We start from the raw sequence: 15,653 nt of genomic DNA, 5'->3' as shown, positions 1-15,653 counted from the left end.
TCCTCCCTGTAAAGTGTCGTAGCTATTTCCTGATATCCAAATTGATCCTTCCATCCTTGATTTCAACGATCCTGTCAGCTTGTTCGGCTATCCTCTGATCATGTGTGATTATCACGAAGGTGGTCTTGAATTTTTCATTGATATCTCGCAATGTGGAGTAGATTGTCTTAGTTGAATCCGAATCCAGATTTCCAGTAGGTTCATCGGCGAGTATCAGCTTAGGTCTGTTTATAAGGGCTCTGGCGATAGCTGTTCGCTGCTGTTGTCCTCCTGACATATTGGTGGCCAGGTTATTCTTTACTTTTGTGAGCCCAACAAGATCAAGCAGCTCGTCAGCCCATTCCTCGATATCCTTGGGAACCTTGAAGTTCCCTATCCTATAGGGTATGAGGATATTTTCTCTGGCTGTAAACTCCGGAAGAAGATAATGGAACTGGAATATAAAGCCTATGGTTTTGTTTCTCAATACGGCAAGCTCTTCCTTGCTCAAGGTGTCCGTACGATTACCGTCTATGAAGACCCTGCCTGAGGTTGGCTTGTCAAGAGTCCCGATGATGTTTAGCAGGGTGCTCTTTCCGCTTCCAGATGCACCTATGATTGAATTGAAGCTGTTCTCCTCAAACCCGAGGTTTAGGTCAAACAAAACCTGGGTCTTTATCTTTTCACCATATATCTTGTTTATTTCTTCAAGCTGAATTATATTAGCCATTCTTGATCACCTCTATCGGATTAAGCCTTGATGACAATCTTGCTGGTATAAGTGAAGCGATCATTGCGGATAATACTGCAAATAATCCTGACAAGGCTATGAAACCGTAATTTACATATATCGGGATTACGGGTGTCCCATCGGGATTTAGTGCAAACTTGGTAAAGGACCACAACAGACCAAATCCAAGTGCTATACCGAGCACGGCACCGAGAAGACCTAGCATCAGTCCCTGGAAGACGAAAATAAGACTTGCATCGCTGTCTTGGATACCCATTGCCTTCAAGATCCCCAGCTGCTTGGATCTTTGAACCACTGATATGGCCAGCACGCTCGAAATACCTAAAAGTACTGCCACAAGGACGAAGACCTGGATCATATAGCTTGAAACGCTTTGCCCGTTGAGGCCGCTTAAAAGGGACGCATTCTGGTCCTTCCAGTTGTCGATCCTAAGATCCTTTCCGGATATAGAATATTCAAGTCTTTCAGCAAGAAGGTCTGCATCAAATACCTCAGAAACCTGCATCTCAACAGATGTGACGCTGTTATCAGTTCCAAGTATTCTTTGGGCAGTATCCAGGGAGGTGACCACCCAGCTTTCGTTAAGTGAAGATACTCCCAGATCAAATAAGCCGGTTACGGTAAGTCTTACGAATCCTCCGTCTGGGGTTAGAAGTGTTATTCTATCCCCGGTTTTAGTCCTTGTTTTTACTGCAAGCTCTCTTCCTATGATAGCTTCATCCCTTAGAGTAGGCAAAGTGCCCTCGTATAACCCTTCAGTGAAGCCGTAGATCGGATCAGAGGCAGATAAGTTGAAGCCTCTTATAACAACTGGATCGATGTCTGTTTCATAATCGATGCTGGCAGGTCCATCAACCGCTGGTGAAACATGAATTATCTCCGGCTCAAAAAGCTGTGCTTCATAGACGGCCCTTTCCCAGTCCTTTATAAGCTTTTCCTCATTGGTCGAGGTTATGGTGATTTGAGACGAGCTCCCAATTGTCGTATCTACTAGATCGATCTGAAGACCTTGAATGAGTAAGCCGATAAAGATCTGAACAGAGACGCCTACAGCAATACCAACTGCAATAAGTGCGGTTTGACCTCTTCCGGAACGCAAAAATCTCAGGGCGATTGAGAAAGCAAGTTTCATGAAGCATCACCCTCCCTGAGATTTTTTATATCTGAATAGCTGTCCATAAAGAGATCGCCACCTAATGCTGTGAATAGCTCACGATTATTCTTTATGGCTCTGCCGCCGAGGATCACTGTAATGCCATTTCCATGATCATTCCGGATCTCCTCGATAAGCTTTTTGGTTTCCGAGAGGTGATAGTGATCGGTTACGCTTATTGCAACGTATTTTGGCTTCTCTATATAGATTGCAATGGATACTTGATCCCGTGGAGTATTGGCACCTACAAAGACTGTTTCATATCCCTCTATAGCAAAGAGATCTGCCATCATCCTGAGGCCTACGTCGTGAAGCTCGCGCTCTGGACACGCAAGAACCACTTTTTGTCCGGCGGGATCGTTATTTTTTTTCATTTCAATTACCTGAGGATATATTGACTCAATGATGGTCTTTACTATACCTGTCTTTACATGCTCATCCCAGATACAACCCTTGTCCTCATCCTGACACTCGTCTATGGTAAAGAGGGCAGGGGTAAGGATTTCCTCATACAGCTCAGATAGGGTAAATAGACCATCGGACAGCCCTTTAACTGCGAATTTTACGCAGGCATCCTTATCATTTTTCTCAAAATGCTCCATAAAGCTAAAAAAATGCCGATTCATACCTGTCACCTCATTCTAAAATACTTACTTCAGTTCCGTCAGATATTTCCATTTGAGGATTGAGAATGACCTGATCGTTTTCGTTTAGCCCTGATTTGATTTCTACTATATAACCGTCGGATATCCCAAGCTCCACAGGAGTTTTGACGGCCCTGCCTCCTGAAACAGCATATACGAAGGATACACCTGAATCATCATATCTTACAGCCTCAGTTTTAACTGAAAGGACTCCTGCTTTTGAATCTGTTGCAACCTCGGCATCAGCGTCAAAACCTGGGATCACTTTATCGTCTGTGTCACTAAGAAGTATCCTTACTTCGACCTTTGGTGTCCTGCTACCGCTTGAAGGTTCTACCTTTGCTAATTTCCCAACGAAGGAAACGCTGCCGTCATAGGATGTACCAGACCCCGGAACTTGAACAATAGCCTTTTGATTTACAGATATCAACAGGGATTCCTCCTGAGTTACAAATGCTACAAATTCAACACCCTCACTGCCATGTATGATGACCTCGGCTCCTGTGGGAACATCTCTGCCCTCCTCAAGAGGAAGATCAACTACCATACCTGAAATATTTGATTTTACGATCGTGTCGTTTATAGAATTCTGAAGCAGCTCCATGTCCAGAAGTATGGACTGCCTTTGCCTGTCGAGACCTTGGACTCCATCTGAGGATGATTTAACGAACTGGGAGTACCTGAGAGTAGCATCCTCATAGTTCAACAAGGAGGTATTTCTATAAGCTTCAAGAGACATTAGAGCTGATAACCTGTTGTCATAATCAGATTTGCTTATGGCTCCTTCATCAAGAAGTACCTTGTAAGAAGCAAGATCCTGCGCACCCTTGGAAGCGTCTGCTACAGCTTTATTGTAGTCTTCCTTTGCTCTATCCAAAGCATTCTTCAGTATAGCCTGATCACTTGAAATAGATGTGTTTTTCAAAGTTCCAAGCTCATCCTCGATCTGTTCCAGAGACAAAGAGGTCTTCTCCAATGATAGACGTAGCTCAGTGGAATCAAGCTCTGCTATTATCTGGCCTGGTTCGACTGTATCATTCTCTGATACATGAACCTTCAGTACCTTAAGGCCCTGCTGAACGGTTATGACCTCGCTCGCTACCGGCTCAACAGTTCCCGACATAGATACAGTCTTGGTGATGTCGGTTTTTGATGCATTCATAGCCCTGACCTCAACTCCACCTCCGCCCCTTCCGAATAGGTAGAAAGCTGCTAAAGCTCCGATAACAAGCAATGCTAAGATTCTGAAGGATTTTCTCTTGATTATATTCATTTTATGGACCCCTTTCAGACGTTGTTTGCATGATCTATTTAATTAATTCCGTTCATATTTACCCAAATTATGGAATTATATCAGTTATGGAATGGAAAAATGGTTTAGTTGTCACTAATATTGTCGGTGGCTGAGGAATTGTGCTAATATTAGGAGGAGGGGGTGGTATGGTGAAGGATGGTAATATCAATCTGGATTATGTTGATGCCATTATGATAGTTGACAGAAACGGTAAGATAGTTTATTCAGTCAGATACAATCCGAGGTTCGACAGCGACGGCTGTGATGATGTTTTGGAATCTGTTTTAAATAAGAATTTTCTTGAGGTATATCCAAATATCGATCCAAAGGAAAGCTCAACTGTAAGGAGTCTTGAGACAGGTAAGCCTGTTTATATGGAAAGGCAAAGATTTACTGACTTTACAGGCAGAGCGATCACCACAACTAACCTTACGATCCCTATTATCAGAAATGGGCAAATACTTGGCGTGGTAGAGCTGTCAAAGGATGTCACTAAGTTTAATGAATCAACGTCTCCAAAAGCGTTGAAAAACAGGGCTGAAAGAGGGACCTCAAATTTGTACAGCTTTGAGGATATCCTTACAACCAATCCTGAAATGAAGCTTAATATAATAAAAGCTAGAAGCATAGCTGAGTCGAGATCCTCGGCTATCGTATATGGTGAAACGGGAACCGGCAAGGAGCTTTTTATCCAGGCAATACACAACGGAAGTGACAGAGCAGGGAAGCCATTTGTGGCGCAAAATTGTGCAGCCTTACCCGAGAGCCTTTTCGAAACAATACTTTTTGGATCTGTCAAAGGCGCATTTACTGGTTCGATCGATAGATCAGGGTTGTTTGAGGAGGCAGATGGAGGAACATTGTTCCTTGATGAGCTGAACAGCATGCCTAAAAACCTTCAGGCAAAGCTCTTAAGAGTGCTTCAGGACGGCCGAGTCAGAAGAGTCGGAGATACTAAAGATAAGCAGGTCGATGTCAGAGTTGTCGCTGCCATGAACATGGACCCTATGACTGCTATGGATAGGGGATTTTTGAGAGAGGATTTATTTTTCAGGCTGGGAGTTATGACATTAAGATTACTTCCCTTAAGAGAGAGAAAAGAGGATATTCCACTTTATATCGAGCATTTTATAAATCGATTCAACAGCCAGTTCGGAAAGTCTGTTGAAAGGATCTCCAGGGATGTGGAGAAGCTATTCCTGGAGTACCCGTGGCCTGGCAACGTTCGAGAACTGCAGCATATAATAGAATCCTGTATGAGCTTTACTGATAAAAAAGTGATCGAGCTTGATGATCTGCCTGCATACTTAAATAGAGAACCTTCGTCATATCTTTTACAGTCAAAGAACTTGGAAGGAAAGACTATCGAGGAGTTTGGATCACTGGACAATCTGCTGGAAACGATTGAAAAGGATATGATATTGAGAACCTTAAAAAATACAGGCTGGAATATATCAAAGGCTGCCAAGCTCTTAAGAATAACCAGGCAAAAGCTTCATTACAAACTCAATAAATATGGTATCGAAACCGAGGTATGACAAAAAATATACAACAAGGTGACAGAAATCTGTCGCCTTGTATCTTTTTTTGTCGGTTTACTGAAGTAATTCCAATCTTTATCTTTGGCATGGTTATTGCATTAATAAATAGCAATAAAAGATAGGGGGTAAATGTATGGAGCTTGAATTACGTTACAGCTATGTAAAGGACATAAAGTTGTCAGATGCTACGAAAATTGAAAACGGCGTTCTGTCTGTAGACACTAAAGAGCTGAAGATGCTTCTAATGGAGGATGACAGGATCGTGGATGTTGGCTTTGATGTTGCAAAGCCTGGAGATAGTGTTAGGATATTGCCTGTTAAGGATGTAGTGGAGCCTAGATGTAAGATCGATGGAGATGGTTTTCCCGGTTTAGTTGGTGAGATTTATGAAGCAGGAAGGGGCACGACATACGTGTTGAAGAATGCTGCAGTAATAACAACCGGGCCAATAGTGGGATTCCAGGAAGGGATCATTGACATGTCCGGGCCACTAGCGGAATATACACCATTTTCCAAGCTGTTTAGTCTTGTAATGAGCGTCATTAAGAAGCCTGGGGTTACCCCTCACGAGCATGAGGAAGTAGTAAGACTTGCTGGCGTGAAGGCTGCGAATTATCTTGCCAAAGCATGTATCCCCTTTGGTTATGAGGATTCAGAAGTCATAAAATGGGGATCGCTTGATGATAAAAATCAAGAATATAAGGACCTTCCGAAAGTGGCCTATGTATATCAATGCGTGGGACAGGGTCTTCTCCATGATACCTACTTCTATGGCAAGGATTCCAAGCTTATGCTTCCTACTCCTATAAATCCACTTGAAGCCTTTGATGGAGCTCTTGTCAGCGGACACTGCGTATCTGCAGGGTCAAAGACTACTACATACCATCACCAGAATAATGCTGTCATCAAGGAATGCTTTAAAAGACATGGAAAAGAGATAAATTTCATCGGGGCAGTCGTCAGTCCTATGACAACGGTTCTCCAGGACAAGTATAGAAATTCAATGCTTACAGCAAAGATAGTAGAATTAATGGGTGCAGATGGAGCTATACAGTCTCAGGAGGGCTTTGGAAACCCAACTACCGATTTGATGATGATATGCAAGAGGCTGGAAAATAAGGGCATAAAGACCGTAATGATCAGTAATGAGGATGCAGGAGTAGATGGCAAGTCTGAATCACTTCCGGACGGTGTAGATGAAGCAGATGCAATAGTATCAACTGGAAACAGCAATGCAAGGATAAGGATCCCAAGGATGGATAGGATCATCGGGGATTTAGATGCACTTGAACACATAACCGGTGGATTTGTCGGCTCGAGGCAGGAGGATGGAAGCTTGATAGTAGAGATCCATGGGATCATCGGAAGCCATAATCTTCAGGGATATAGTTATCTTAGTGCAACTACTGTTTAGGAGGGGAAGATATGAAAAAAGCGCTGTTTTATACAAATCAATTCTTTGGCCAAATAGGCGGCGAAGACAAAGCTTCCATGAAACCGTTGCTATTGGATGGAGTTGCCGGTTCAGCAAATCTTTTTATTGATGGACTGGATGCTGAGATCGTTGCAACTGTAGTCTGCGGTGATAATTATTATGCTGAAAATATGGATGCTGTAAGAGAAGAGATACTCGAAATGGTTAAAGGTTTAGATATAGATATGTTAATAGCCGGTCCTGCCTTCAATGCTGGCCGATTCGGGATGGCCTGTGGGGACCTTTGCGCCTTTCTAGGCGAAATGCTTGGTATAAGTACGGTTACTGGGATGTACATTGAAAATCCCGCAGTTGCCATATACAAAGATAAAACAATAATAGTAGAGACGGCAAACTCTGCGGCAGGGATGAAAAAAGCGGTAGCTGCAATGAAGATGATAGCAAACAAGCTGCTTTCAGGTGAGGATCTTGGACTGCCTGCTGAGGAGGGCTATATCCCAAGGGGGATAAGAGTAAATAGATTTATGGACAGGACTGGAGCTGAAAGAGCTCTTGACATGCTTGTTAAGAAGCTTAGGGGAGAGGAATTTCAAACCGAGATCCCTATACCATCCTATAACAGAGTAAAGCCAGCAAGGGGACTTAAGGACTTGAAAAAGGCTAAAATCGCAATATTGACTTCAGGAGGAGTCGTTCCAATTGGAAATCCGGATCACCTCCCTGCTGCTACGGCCAAGTTCTATAAGAAATACAGTATCAAAGATATTGAAAAGCTTGAGGAAGGAAGCTATGAGTCGGTCCATGCAGGATATGATCCCGTATATGCAAACAAAAATCCAAATGTAGTGCTTCCCATAGATCTCATGAAAGCAAAAGAAAAGGATGGAACGTTTGGTGAGCTTTATGAGTATTATTATGTAACAACTGGAAATTCTACTTCTGTTGCAGATGCCACGGCGATGGGAAAAGAGATTGCACAGGAGCTTTTACAGGCAGGAGTTGATGGAGCTATAATGACTTCCACCTGAGGCACCTGCACTCGTTGCGGAGCAACGATAGTCAAGGAACTAGAGGCAGTTGGAATACCTTCATCCCACATTTGTACGGTAACTCCAATATCAAAAACAATCGGGGCTGTAAGAATAGTTCCGGCATTTGCTATCCCATTCCCTGTAGGCAATCCTATGGATTCCAGCGAAAAGGAAAGTGAAATCAGAAACAGGATAGTGGATGAAGCTCTGGAAATGCTGGCAGTTGATGTAGAATAAAGGGTTGATATCTCGAAGGAGGAATAACAATGATAATTGGTATACCAAAAGAGATCAAAAAGAATGAATACAGAGTGGCATGCAATCCTGACGGAGTGAAGGAGATCACAAGCAGAGGTCATACTGTTCTTGTCGAAAGAGGTGCAGGGATCGGAAGCGGTTATTCTGATGAGGACTATATCAAAAGCGGTGCGATCCTAAAGGATACTCCAAGGGAAGTATATGAGGAAGCCGAGCTTATTTACAAGGTTAAGGAGATATTTCCTCAGGAATTTCAATATCTTAGGGAAAACCACATAGTATTTACTTATATCCACTCAAACGCCTACGCTGAGCAAACTGATGCATTGCTTGAGAAAAAGGTTATAGGGATCGCCTATGAGGATGTAGACGACAAGGACGGAGAGTTCCCGTTACTTAAGCCAATGAGTATAATAGCAGGAAAGGGAGGGTTTTTGGCAGCTCTCCACTTTATGCAAAGGGTGCATGGGGGAAATGGCATACTTTTATCCAGAGTTGACGGAGTAAGAACCCCTGAGATAACCATTATTGGTGCAGGCAACTCAGGAGTAGCAGCTGCTGAACTAGCTGCAGCCTTTGGAAACAAGGTAACTATACTCGATATAAACATAGATAAGCTTGAGAAGGCAAGAAAGGAGCTGCCTTCAAATGTTGAGCTCCTTATATCCAACAGAGCCAATTTGGAGATGTGCTTGAAGAGGACTGATGTCCTTATAAATTGTATCCTTTGGCCCAAGTGGAGGAAGGATCATCTTGTGGACAGAGATATGCTCAAGATGTTGAAGCCAGGAGCGATGATAGTAGATGTTGCATGCGATGATGAGGGTGCGATACAAACGACACATTCAACCTCTCACGACGACCCAGTTTATGAGGTTGATGGAGTGACCCACTATTGTGTTGACAACATACCTTCGGCTTTTTCACAGACAGCTACAACCACCTTATGTAACGTTACAGTTCCATACGTTCTAAAAATAGCACAAAAAGGTGCAAAGCAGGCTTTAATAGAAGACAAGTACCTTAGAAGGGGACTTACTACCTATGAAGGCTTACTGACACTTGAAGAGACTGGCAGAAAGCAGAACAGACCCTGGGTGACGCCTGAGAAGGCACTTGGGATGGAGTAATGAGTATATTGGTTTGCCTCTGGGTATAGTCATCTTAACGCGAATTTGATTGGAGGTTTTAGGATGACTAGGATAAATGAAACGATTGCCTTGCAGCTTGAGCACCGTACTATTAGAGAATTCACAAATGAGCCTGTGTCAAAGGAGACAATGGATACGCTCTTCCAGGTAGCTCAGAGGACCGCGACCTCAAACGGGATGCAAAGCTATTCGATAATCAGGGTAACCGAACCGGGACTAAAGGAAGCTATCGCCAAGGTTGGAAATCAGGCTTATATTGCAAGAGAACCTGAGCTGCTGATATTTATTGTGGACAGCTATCGAAATGGCAGGATAGCACTTGATAAAGGTTATAAGGGTGAAGCACACAAGGACATGGACAGATTTTTCCAGGGGTGGACTGATGCGTCTCTTGCTGCTCAAAATGTCGTTCTGGCAGCTGAATCCATAGGGCTTGGAGCGAATTATCTAGGATGCATACTCAACGACACTGCAAAGATCATTGAGCTCCTGAAGCTTCCTGAGCTGACATTCCCAGTTGTGGGTGTTGGTCTTGGATACCCGAATCAAACTCCGCAGCTTAAGCCAAGGATGGATATGAGCTTGAGGGTGTTCGAGAACAGCTACTCGATAATAGATGACTATCTGACTGCAATATCAGAATATGACCAGGAAATGCAGACCTATTACGATTTGAGAAATGCCAACAAGAGGGTGGACAGCTTCAGCGACCAGGTAGTTTCCAAGCTTGTCAATGTTATTCCAGGAAGGCAGGATATCTTGAACGTAATAAAATCGCAAGGCTTTGACTTAATGATAAAATAAAAAGCAAAAAGAACCGTCCCCGGCGCTTATTAAAGCACCGGGGACGGTTCTTTTTGCTTTAAAATCACATGAATGGTAGAACCCTACTGGGGTATATATACTAACTACGGGAGGGATTGATATGAAGCCGAGCACTAAGAAGTTTATGACATATGCCATTCTGGGGATTATGATCTTTATTGCCTTCTCATATTTCACAAGAGATACGGAAAAGGACAATACCGAGAATATAATCAGCGCTGAACCTATTCCTGACTATTCCGGAAGCAGATACAAAGAGATATATATTGCTGGAGGGTGCTTCTGGGGAGTTCAAGCATATTTTGACAGAATGCTTGGTGTAATTTATACAAATGTAGGCTATGCCAATGGGGAAAGTGAGGATACTGATTACTATTCAATAGGAGAAACCGGACATGCAGAGACTCTGTATGTAGTGTATGATCCTGATATATTAAGTCTTGAGGAGCTTTTGGGATATTTCTATGGCATAATCGAGCCGACTGTTCTGAACAGACAGGGCAATGACATTGGAACCCAGTACAGGACTGGAATATATTATGTTGACCCTGAGGACCTTGCAACCATAAAAAACGTTACAGCACAGGAGCAAGAGAAACATGATGAGACAATAGTGACAGAAATAGAGCTTTTACAGAACTATGTACTTGCTGAAGAATACCATCAGGACTATCTTGTAAAAAATCCCGGTGGCTACTGTCATGTAGATCTTTCAAATATACCGCGGGAAAGGCCGGGAATATATAAGAGCGATTTTCCAAAGCCAGGCGACAGTGAAATAAAATCTAAACTCACCAGCCTACAATACAGCATAACTCAGGAGAATTTCACAGAGACTCCATTCCAAAACCCTTACTGGAATAATGAAGAGGATGGGCTTTATGTTGACATAGTTACTGGAGAACCACTATTCCTTTCAATCGATAAGTTTGATTCAGGCTCTGGCTGGCCAAGCTTTACCAGACCTGTACAGAGAGAAGTCCTTACCTATCACAAAGATGAAAGTCTTGGGATGGCAAGGACTGAGGTTCGTAGCAGAAGCGGCGATTCCCACCTCGGACACGTTTTCGAGGATGGTCCTGTTGAGGAGGGAGGCCTTAGGTACTGCATAAACAGCGGAGCATTGAGATTCATACACGTGGATGAACTTGAGAAGGAGGGCTATGGAGACTTTATGGTTTATTTCCGGTAGACAGTGCGGAGACCAAAGCCGATAAGGAGTATTCCTACAAGACCATTCAAAATCGACATAGCAGTTTCAGGTATAAAGACTCCTGCAAAACTTCCAACAACTGAAACAAAGGTCATGAAGAAAAGTGTGGAAAGCACAGCTCCTGCACCAAACAAGTACATTTCTTTCCTACCTAGGCCGTCTTCAATGATCCTTGATGAAAACACCCCTGCCCAGAACATTATAGTCAGGGGGTTTGAAAGGGTAAGAAGCAATACCTTTGGGAAAGCAGATCCTGAGCTGATACCCTTAAACAGGTTTATATTGGGGAGTATGGATAAACCGAAAACTCCGAGGAGAGTTTGCAATCCGAATAATATTAGTATAGATGCGCCAAAGTATTTGAAAAAAGACTTGGCGCCTTCTTTTTTCTCAAGTATAGCTGCCATTCCAAGTATTGCACCTAGAATAAAAAGACTATCAACCAAAGTGACGGCAGCAACCCCCTGCATCGCCTCCCAGAAGCCACTTTCAACCGATGTGCCAAATATAAACAAACAAACTGGACCTACTGCAATTTGTAGAAGCATTCCAAATCTAAATCCCTTTATCAGCATATTAACACCTACCTGTTTATAGTTTCCTTGAGAGTTGACAGCACTACTTGGGTATTTGACTTTTCCACACCCTTTATCGACTTTAGTTTACGGCTTATAAACTCCTCGAGCTCTGAAGTATCCCTAAGGAGAACCTTTAGCATATAGTCATATTCTCCTGCCATGTGATGACATTCGATCACCTCAGGATACTTCGTGATTATACTCCTGAAGCCTTGGATATTTCCTGTTTGACCAATATTCACAGAAATAATTGCCAGAAGCTTGTAGCCCAATTCTTCACGGTTTATCCTGACGGTATACTCTTGGATAATTCCTGACTCTTCAAGTCTTCTCATCCTTTCCGATACCGCAGGTACCGATAGCTTTATCCTCCTGCTTATATCTGAAGCAGTGGCTCTGCCGTTTTCCTTGAGTATTTCAAGTATTCCTAAATCCAAATTATCCATATCAACAGCACCTCTTAATATTATTTAAGGATATTATAGAACTTAACATAATAAATGTAAATAAATCATGATAAAATCAAAAACATATTAAGTTTCATCACGATTTTCCTAAAATAATACCGAAACAGAGTTTAATTGATTGCATTGACTTAAAAAAGTGATGTACAATGGGAATAAGGACTTATTAAGAGGAGGCAATCATATGAAATTTTTAACCTACAAAAGAGTTGAAGCGGTAAAGGTCGGCATTATGGATGATAACAATATGATATACAGTTTATCTGAGGTGCTGGGGCATGATGATTACGGGACCATGCATGAATGCATAGCAGGAATTTCAGATGCAGAGCTGGCGAGGGTAGATGCTTTTCTAAAGGATCCTGATTTTGAGGGAGTAAGCTCGGATAAGGTCAACATCCTTGCTCCTATCCCAAAACCGATCCATGACATAATATGTGTTGGAGTGAACTACCTGGATCATCTGAACGAATCCAAAAATGCAATGAATGACGACAAATTCAATGCTGTAACCAAGCCTGTATATTTTGGCAAGAGGACTCAGACCATAGTTGGGCCGGAAGCCTCAATAAAAGGATGGCTTGAAGTTGATGAGAACCTGGACTATGAGGTGGAGCTTGCGGTAATAATTGGCAAGAAGGGGACCTGTATTCCAAAGGATAAGGTAGAGGATCATATATTTGGATACTCTGTGTTCAACGATTTTTCATCCCGAAAGCTTCAAACTCTGCATATGCAATGGTACAGAGGCAAGAGCCTGGATACTTATACTGCAATGGGTCCAGTAATACTTCATAAATCAATGATGAAATTCCCTGTTGAAGCTGACATCATATCAAGAGTAAATGGAGAGGTCAGACAAAACTCGAACACAAGGATGCTTATAAATGACATTGCTGAGCTGATATCAGATTTTTCAAATGGGATAACACTTGAGCCAGGGGATATAATTGCAACAGGTACACCAGCAGGTGTTGGGATGGGCTTCTCACCACAAAGATTCCTTAAAAAGGGAGATGTGGTTGAATGTGAGATACCAGGGATCGGGATATTGAAGAATACCGTCGAATAAACCAGGGGGCATATATGACAAGATTTGAAGAGCATTTCAGGATGAGAGAGAATGATATAGTTGAATACGTCAAGGAAAAGCTGGATTTTTTTGAGCCTAATGAGTCCCTCCGTTGCCAGGAAATCGGTGATGGTAATATCAACTATGTATTCAGAGTAACCAGCATGGATTCCTCAAAATCCTTGATAGTAAAGCATGCAGATATCGCTGACAGATCCTGCGGAGACCCGCTTGCGGTGGACAGAAACAGGATAGAAGCCAATGCACTGATCCACCAAGGAAGTCTTTCACCAATGATGGTACCTAAGGTATATCACTTTGACCCTGTCATGAGCTGCCTCGTCATGGAGGACCTTTCTGATCATAGGATCCTTCGGGATGAGCTGGTAAATTATAAGACCTTTGATAGCTTAGGTGTAAATTTAGCTGAGTTCCTAGTGGACACACTTCTGCCTTCTACTGATATGTTGATGGATCAGATGGAAAAGAAGCGTTTGACTAAGGAGTATGTTAACCCTGAGCTTTGCGAAATAACTGAAAGACTGGTATTTACAGAGCCGTTTTTAAATGGAAGAGGCAAGAATAGCCTTACCGCTTTGGAGGATGGATTTGCTAAAAGGGAGCTTTATTCTGATAGAAGACTCCATCTCGAGGCTATGAAACTAAAAATGGATTTCCTTACAAAAGCACAAGCTCTCATTCATGGAGATTTGCATACAGGTTCAATATTCATTAAGGAAGGATCTGTCAAGGTCATTGATCCGGAATTTGCTTTCTTTGGGCCTATGGGCTACGATGTTGGGAATATAATAGCTAATCTGTTCTTTCCACTTATAAGGGCTACGGTAGACCGTTCAGGAGATGAGAAGAAGGAAATATTCATATATTGGATACAAGATACAATAAAAGAGTTGATTGAAAGCTTCAAGCTTGGATTCTTACTTAAGCTTAAGGTAAATGCGAAGGAGCCCTTTGCTTCGGATGATATGGTTAGAGAGTGGTATCTTGAAGAAGTACTTAAGGATTCTGCAGGTATCGCAGGGCTGGAGCTTATACGGAGAACTATCGGGGCTGCCAAGGTGAGGGATATTACATCCATCAAGGATGAAAATGAGCGCGCAATGGCAGAAAGACTCTGCATTTCTCTGGGTAAGGAGCTGATGATCAACAGATACAGTATCCTAGACAGCGACTCTTATTTTAATGCCTTTAAAAGAGCACAGAGCCACTGAAGCTATTAGCTCACAACAATATGCATTGGGAGGGAGATACATGAAAATAATTGTTCTTGACGGATATACCCTTAATCCTGGGGACCTTTCCTGGAGAGGATTTGAAAAGCTTGGAGAGCTCCATGTATATGACAGGACTGCTTACGATCTTTCAAATAGTGAGCTTGTAATAAACAGAGGGAGGGATGCAGATGTAATACTCCTTAATAAAACCCTCTTAAATAGAGAAATGATGGAGCATATGCCTAACCTGAAGTATGTTGGAGTACTTGCAACAGGATATAATATCGTGGATGTTGAAGCTGCTAAGGAAAAGGGGATCACTGTAACAAATATCCCTACATATGGAACAAATGCGGTGGCTCAAATGGCCATTGCTCTTTTATTGGAGCTTTGCCATCATGTGGGTGCCCATAGTGATGCAGTTGCCAATGGGGAATGGGAGTCTAATCCTGATTGGTCATTCTGGAAGTATCCATTAATAGAATTGGCTGGCAAGACGATGGGGATCATTGGATATGGACGGATCGGAAGGACCGTGGGGGGGATAGCTAAGGCTCTTGGCATGAAGGTTATTGCGATGGCAAACTCACCGGATCCATCACTTGAGGATGATATGATGCGGTATGGCACCCTCGAGGATCTGTTAAGGGAGTCTGACGTTATAAGCCTTCATTGTCCGCTTACTGAGTCTACCCAAGGTATCATCAACAAGGAAACCATAGCCAGCATGAAGGATGGAGTGATGATAATAAATAATTCAAGAGGTCAGCTGATCGTTGAGGGTGACCTAAGGGATGCTCTCAACAGCGGTAAGGTTGCAGGAGCTGCTCTTGATGTGGTATCGTCCGAACCTATAAAGCCCAATAATCCTTTGCTGCAAGCTAAGAATTGTATAATTACACCACATATTTCCTGGGCTCCTAAGGAGGCCAGGACCAGGCTTATGGATCTTGCTCTGGAGAACCTGGTAAGATATCTGGCGGATGATCCAATAAACGTAGTAAATAAATAACGGGAAGGAAATGATAG

At 42.7% G+C, this 15,653-nt stretch carries 15 protein-coding genes; 9 read left to right on the top strand and 6 right to left on the bottom strand.

Translation table 11 applies throughout. The annotated features are described in order from the left end of the window. Positions 1–22 precede the first annotated feature (22 nt). From AC4PHB_RS06695 to AC4PHB_RS06680, 4 genes are read right to left on the bottom strand one after another with little or no spacing between them, the layout of a single operon-like run. Entirely contained in the window at positions 23–709 is a 687-nt protein-coding gene (locus AC4PHB_RS06695) for an ABC transporter ATP-binding protein (protein ID WP_492135679.1), read from the bottom strand. Further along, entirely contained in the window at positions 702–1,862 is a 1,161-nt protein-coding gene (locus tag AC4PHB_RS06690) for an ABC transporter permease (protein ID WP_492135678.1), read from the bottom strand. Before AC4PHB_RS06690 ends, AC4PHB_RS06695 begins: the two co-directional genes overlap by 8 nt. Next, entirely contained in the window at positions 1,859–2,509 is a 651-nt protein-coding gene (locus AC4PHB_RS06685; protein WP_492135677.1) for a cobalamin B12-binding domain-containing protein, read from the bottom strand. Before AC4PHB_RS06685 ends, AC4PHB_RS06690 begins: the two co-directional genes overlap by 4 nt. 10 nt (positions 2,510–2,519) lie before the next feature. Further along, a complete protein-coding gene (locus AC4PHB_RS06680; protein ID WP_492135676.1) occupies positions 2,520–3,800 on the bottom strand; it encodes an efflux RND transporter periplasmic adaptor subunit in 1,281 nt (426 codons plus the stop codon). Positions 3,801–3,967: 167 nt separating this feature from the next. Here AC4PHB_RS06680 and AC4PHB_RS06675 point away from each other — a divergent pair, with 167 nt between their 5' ends. From AC4PHB_RS06675 to msrB, 6 genes are all read left to right on the top strand, one after another. Then, positions 3,968–5,359, top strand: a complete 1,392-nt coding sequence (locus tag AC4PHB_RS06675) for a sigma-54 interaction domain-containing protein (RefSeq protein WP_492135675.1) — start codon at positions 3,968–3,970, stop codon at positions 5,357–5,359. A 136-nt stretch (positions 5,360–5,495) separates the two neighbouring features. Next, positions 5,496–6,776 carry a glycine/sarcosine/betaine reductase component B subunit gene (locus tag AC4PHB_RS06670; protein WP_492135674.1) on the top strand — a complete coding sequence of 427 codons (1,281 nt, stop codon included), beginning with the start codon at positions 5,496–5,498 and terminating at the stop codon, positions 6,774–6,776. 11 nt (positions 6,777–6,787) lie between these two features. Next, positions 6,788–8,065 carry a glycine/betaine/sarcosine/D-proline family reductase selenoprotein B gene (locus AC4PHB_RS06665; RefSeq protein WP_492135673.1) on the top strand — a complete coding sequence of 426 codons (1,278 nt, stop codon included), beginning with the start codon at positions 6,788–6,790 and terminating at the stop codon, positions 8,063–8,065. Positions 8,066–8,094: 29 nt separating this feature from the next. Continuing rightward, positions 8,095–9,216, top strand: coding sequence for an alanine dehydrogenase (gene ald / locus AC4PHB_RS06660; protein ID WP_492135672.1), 1,122 nt, complete (start codon positions 8,095–8,097; stop codon positions 9,214–9,216). A gap of 63 nt (positions 9,217–9,279) precedes the next feature. Next, a complete protein-coding gene (locus tag AC4PHB_RS06655; RefSeq protein WP_492135671.1) occupies positions 9,280–10,041 on the top strand; it encodes an NADPH-dependent oxidoreductase in 762 nt (253 codons plus the stop codon). 121 nt (positions 10,042–10,162) lie between these two features. Then, a complete protein-coding gene (msrB, locus tag AC4PHB_RS06650) occupies positions 10,163–11,254 on the top strand; it encodes a peptide-methionine (R)-S-oxide reductase MsrB (protein ID WP_492135670.1) in 1,092 nt (363 codons plus the stop codon). Here the strand turns inward: msrB and AC4PHB_RS06645 are convergent. Both AC4PHB_RS06645 and AC4PHB_RS06640 read right to left on the bottom strand, forming a co-directional pair. Further along, a complete protein-coding gene (locus AC4PHB_RS06645) occupies positions 11,242–11,850 on the bottom strand; it encodes a LysE family translocator (RefSeq protein WP_492135669.1) in 609 nt (202 codons plus the stop codon). The genes msrB and AC4PHB_RS06645 overlap by 13 nt on opposite strands. Positions 11,851–11,858: 8 nt before the next feature. After that, positions 11,859–12,299, bottom strand: coding sequence for an Lrp/AsnC family transcriptional regulator (locus tag AC4PHB_RS06640; RefSeq protein WP_492135668.1), 441 nt, complete (start codon positions 12,297–12,299; stop codon positions 11,859–11,861). 202 nt (positions 12,300–12,501) lie between these two features. On the opposite strand from AC4PHB_RS06640, the gene AC4PHB_RS06635 reads away from it, so the two are divergent. Genes AC4PHB_RS06635 through AC4PHB_RS06625 form a run of 3 tightly spaced genes read left to right on the top strand, consistent with a single transcriptional unit; the run spans position 12,502 to position 15,636 of the window. Then, positions 12,502–13,389 carry a fumarylacetoacetate hydrolase family protein gene (locus tag AC4PHB_RS06635; protein ID WP_492135667.1) on the top strand — a complete coding sequence of 296 codons (888 nt, stop codon included), beginning with the start codon at positions 12,502–12,504 and terminating at the stop codon, positions 13,387–13,389. Between the two features lie 14 nt (positions 13,390–13,403). Beyond that, entirely contained in the window at positions 13,404–14,621 is a 1,218-nt protein-coding gene (mtnK, locus tag AC4PHB_RS06630; RefSeq protein ID WP_492135666.1) for an S-methyl-5-thioribose kinase, read from the top strand. Positions 14,622–14,661: 40 nt separating this feature from the next. Then, positions 14,662–15,636 (top strand): D-2-hydroxyacid dehydrogenase, encoded by a 975-nt coding sequence (locus AC4PHB_RS06625; protein WP_492135665.1) that lies wholly within the window; start codon positions 14,662–14,664, stop codon positions 15,634–15,636. Positions 15,637–15,653 lie beyond the last annotated feature (17 nt).

The sequence above is a fragment of the Gudongella sp. QWL-04 genome, assembly GCF_058683975.1.
This window is presented reverse-complemented; position numbering and strand designations above follow the sequence as displayed.

Bases quoted from the DNA above. Each gene is read 5' to 3' on its own strand.
- AC4PHB_RS06695 (WP_492135679.1), bottom strand. From the start codon at position 709: ATGGCTAATATAATTCAGCTTGAAGAAATAAACAAGATATATGGTGAA.
- AC4PHB_RS06690 (WP_492135678.1), bottom strand. From the start codon at position 1,862: ATGAAACTTGCTTTCTCAATCGCCCTGAGATTTTTGCGTTCCGGAAGA.
- AC4PHB_RS06685 (WP_492135677.1), bottom strand. From the start codon at position 2,509: ATGAATCGGCATTTTTTTAGCTTTATGGAGCATTTTGAGAAAAATGAT.
- AC4PHB_RS06680 (WP_492135676.1), bottom strand. From the start codon at position 3,800: ATGAATATAATCAAGAGAAAATCCTTCAGAATCTTAGCATTGCTTGTT.
- AC4PHB_RS06675 (WP_492135675.1), top strand. From the start codon at position 3,968: ATGGTGAAGGATGGTAATATCAATCTGGATTATGTTGATGCCATTATG.
- AC4PHB_RS06670 (WP_492135674.1), top strand. From the start codon at position 5,496: ATGGAGCTTGAATTACGTTACAGCTATGTAAAGGACATAAAGTTGTCA.
- ald (WP_492135672.1), top strand. From the start codon at position 8,095: ATGATAATTGGTATACCAAAAGAGATCAAAAAGAATGAATACAGAGTG.
- AC4PHB_RS06655 (WP_492135671.1), top strand. From the start codon at position 9,280: ATGACTAGGATAAATGAAACGATTGCCTTGCAGCTTGAGCACCGTACT.
- msrB (WP_492135670.1), top strand. From the start codon at position 10,163: ATGAAGCCGAGCACTAAGAAGTTTATGACATATGCCATTCTGGGGATT.
- AC4PHB_RS06645 (WP_492135669.1), bottom strand. From the start codon at position 11,850: ATGCTGATAAAGGGATTTAGATTTGGAATGCTTCTACAAATTGCAGTA.
- AC4PHB_RS06640 (WP_492135668.1), bottom strand. From the start codon at position 12,299: ATGGATAATTTGGATTTAGGAATACTTGAAATACTCAAGGAAAACGGC.
- AC4PHB_RS06635 (WP_492135667.1), top strand. From the start codon at position 12,502: ATGAAATTTTTAACCTACAAAAGAGTTGAAGCGGTAAAGGTCGGCATT.
- mtnK (WP_492135666.1), top strand. From the start codon at position 13,404: ATGACAAGATTTGAAGAGCATTTCAGGATGAGAGAGAATGATATAGTT.
- AC4PHB_RS06625 (WP_492135665.1), top strand. From the start codon at position 14,662: ATGAAAATAATTGTTCTTGACGGATATACCCTTAATCCTGGGGACCTT.